This is a genomic window from Protofrankia sp. CiP1_Cm_nod2 (assembly GCF_920664355.1).
Lineage (GTDB): Bacteria > Actinomycetota > Actinomycetes > Frankiales > Frankiaceae > Protofrankia.
Genome location: NZ_CAKKTL010000135.1, coordinates 1 through 3,194, shown reverse-complemented (window position 1 = coordinate 3,194; position 3,194 = coordinate 1). Strand labels below are relative to the sequence as shown.

The 3,194-nt window shown below is 71.7% G+C and carries 4 protein-coding genes; 2 read left to right on the top strand and 2 right to left on the bottom strand.

The genetic code is table 11. The annotated features are described in order from the left end of the window. Positions 1 to 477: 2-C-methyl-D-erythritol 4-phosphate cytidylyltransferase (locus NBW84_RS15345; RefSeq protein WP_250285424.1), on the bottom strand; the 477-nt coding region annotated here is incomplete at its 3' end. A 62-nt stretch (positions 478 to 539) separates the two neighbouring features. Then, positions 540 to 1,022, bottom strand: a complete 483-nt coding sequence (locus tag NBW84_RS15340; protein WP_006545253.1) for a CarD family transcriptional regulator — start codon at positions 1,020 to 1,022, stop codon at positions 540 to 542. Positions 1,023 to 1,424: 402 nt separating this feature from the next. On the opposite strand from NBW84_RS15340, the gene NBW84_RS15335 reads away from it, so the two are divergent. After that, positions 1,425 to 2,309: a hypothetical protein gene (locus NBW84_RS15335; RefSeq protein ID WP_250285423.1), complete on the top strand. Its 885-nt coding sequence runs from the start codon at positions 1,425 to 1,427 to the stop codon at positions 2,307 to 2,309. A gap of 299 nt (positions 2,310 to 2,608) precedes the next feature. After that, a complete protein-coding gene (locus tag NBW84_RS15330) occupies positions 2,609 to 3,187 on the top strand; it encodes a hypothetical protein (protein ID WP_250285422.1) in 579 nt (192 codons plus the stop codon). The last annotated feature ends 7 nt before the right edge of the window (positions 3,188 to 3,194 follow it).

The following is a 3,194-nucleotide window of genomic DNA, read 5'->3' as shown; positions in this document are numbered from 1 at the left end:
CTGTACCGCGCGCAGGACGTCGCGCGGCACCGTCCGCACGACCCGGCCGGTCTCGTCGATCTGCTTGATGGTGTCGTTGACCGCGAGCACCGGGATGACCGCGGGCGCTCCGGCCAGGACCGCTGACGCGACCGCGTCGACAAGCGCCGGTGGCGTCAGCGGACGGGCCGCGTCGTGCACGAGGACGACCCCCACCGTCTCGTCGAGTACCGCGATGGCGGCCCGCACGGAGTCGATCCGTTCGGCGCCACCAGCGATCACCCGCACGCCGGGCCCGAGCAGTGCCTCGAACACGTCCAGCTCCGCGGCCGGAGCTGCGACGACCACCTGGTCGACCAGGGCCGCGGAGGTCAGTGACTCGACCGCGTGCTGGACGAGGGAACGGCCGGCCAACGAACGAAGCGCCTTGGGTACGGCTCCACCAAGACGTTCGCCGCGGCCGGCTGCCGGCACGACCGCGGCTACACGATCAGACATATGCATAAAAAGCGTCAAATGGATTCGGACGCGTTGGCTATCCGGAGTATCCGCCGCCGCGACTAACCCGCCAGCACCTCGTCGAGCATCGCCTCGGCTTTGTCCTCGTTGGTGCCCTCGGCCAACGCCAGCTCGCTGACCAGAATCTGACGCGCCTTGCTCAGCATGCGCTTCTCACCAGCGGACAGCCCCCTTTCGCGATCACGACGCCAGAGATCACGAACGACCTCGGCGACCTTGTTCACGTCACCCGAGGCGAGCTTCTCGAGATTCGCCTTGTAACGCCGCGACCAGTTGGTCGGCTCCTCGGTGTGCGGGGCCCGCAGGACCTCGAACACCCGCTCAAGGCCGTCCTGGCCGACCACATCACGGACACCGACCATCCCGACGTTGTCTGCGGGGACGCGCACAGTGAGGTCACCCTGAGCGACCTTGAGCACGAGATAGAGCTTTTCCTCGCCCTTGATGACGCGTGTTTCAATCGCGTCTATGAGAGCAGCACCGTGATGTGGGTAAACAACGGTCTCGCCGACTTGGAACGCCATGTGTCAAGTGCCCCTTCCGCCTTCACCAGGGTAACACGCGTGCATCGACGCAGGTCAGACGCGTGCTTGTGGAACAGGTCGGCGACGGCCCGACCGGACGTCCCGGTGACGCGTCCAGAGCGCCCCGGCAACGCTCCGGACCAGGCGAAACAGGCAATGGCCACCAGCATGGGCAGCTCGCCCGGATGTTGTTGCTGTGCTTCCCGCTACCCCGTAACGCCCTGATCGACACTGTGACCAACATCGTGATCGCGGGAGAACGGCCGCGCCACCGCGGATGACGCCGCCTCGCGAGGAGGCTCCCCTGGACGACGCCCGGCCCACCGGCGTCCGCCCTGTTGACACGGCACCAGCTTCCTATACCACCCGGCACATGGGCCGTCCATCAGCCACGATGGAGGGGTGCACGTCACACCGCCGCCGCCACCCGCCTCCGGGGACGACGGAAACGGTCCCCGCCACGAGGACGACCAGCATGCTCATCTTCCGTATCAGCGCTGGGATGAGCTTCCCCCGGTCGACGTCCGGATCCCCGACGATCTGAGCGAACTCGACGCCGAGGTGGCCACCTACCAGGCCGAGCTGCGGTCGCGACGGCGGCGGGAGCGCGTCGACCGGCTGGTCCCGGGCCTGCGGCGCCTGCGCGCCCGGCGCGGCCGGCGTCACCGGCCCGACCTGCTCGAGCGGCTCGACCGACGTGCCCAGCGGGAGGCGCCGGCCGGGCGGTCCCGCCACACCTCCGGAGCCGTCGTCGCGCTGATCGTCATCGTCCTCGCAGCGCTGGGCGCGATGGTGCCGCTCGTCCTCGCGCATCCGCGGCCGCTCGCGCCGCGGGGCGCGGTCCCGCTCGCGTCCACGAGCGTGCTGCCGGGCGCGGTCGGTGGGCTGCTGCCCGACGTCCCGCTCAGTACCGCCCGCACCTCCCGTCCCGCCACCGACCTGCGACCGGCGCTGATCGTGCTGCTGCCGGTGGCGTGCGAGTGCCCGCGGGCCATCCACGAGATCGTGAGCCAGACCCGGGAGGGCCGGCCGATACCGACCTACCTCGTGGCGCCGTGGACCGACGACCCCTCGCTGGAGCGGCTCGTCCGCCAGCCGGACGCGGCCGCGGGGCTCGCCGTCGGCTACAACGACCCGGGCGCCTCCCTGTCCCGGCTGTACCGGGCCGATCCCCGGCAGCCGACCCTGCTGCTCGTCGCCATGGACGGCCGCCTGGTGCACCCGCCACGCACCTTCACCGTCGGTGACCGCCTGGAGGGATGGCTGGGGGCGTTGCCGGGCCGATAGGCCTCCCTCACCACTCTGGCCCGTCTGGCCCTGGCCCGTCTGGCCCGTCCGGCCCGCGGCTCATCCCGGCCCGGCCCGGTCGCGCCCGCCGCGCGGCGGCGTCCCGCGGCTGGTTCACCGCGCCACCGGAGGACCTGCACTAACATGTGGTCCGCGGTCGAACTCTGCACGTATGCGAGTTCTGTGCGAATGTGCGTCCTGGGGTTGGGACCGTGCCCGCCCCGTCCGCCGGTCCGGCGACGGGGTCAACCGAGACCGACGTGACGACCGTCGGCTCCGCACCGAGGAGCAGCCGACTCGTGAGCCACCGCCCGCGCGTGCGTACCGCGACCGCCTTGCTGGTGGCCGCCACATCGCTGACCGGCACGGCCGCGCTCTCCGCCTGCGCGGCCGGCAGCGACGCGCTGACGTCACAGGCGCGCACGACCACGAACACGGTCTCCGGCGCCGTCGGCACCATCTCGCTGCGCAACGTCTACGTGGCCGGGCCGGCGGCCAGGGGCGCGGACGCCCAGGTGGTTTCGGCCTTCTTCAACGGGGGGACCCAGGAGGACCAGATCATCCAGGTCAGTTCCGACGCGGCCAACGGTGGCGTGGCACCCGCGTCGGCGGTCCTGAAGCCCGGCGGCGGCGTCATCTACATCGCCAACGGCAGCGCCCCGACCCTGACGGGGCTTAACCGCGAACTGCTCGTCGGGCAGGCGGTCCCGGTCACGTTCACGTTCGCCAAGGCCGGCAGCGTCACCCTGAACGTCCCGGTGGAGCCGGCCGCTCCCGGGGCGTCCGCGCAGCCGACGGCCGCGGTGACGACCCCGCCCGCGCAGGGCGGCACGACGCCCGCGCCGCGCGCCGTGGCCTCCGCCGACCGGGCGCACTGACCGGGCG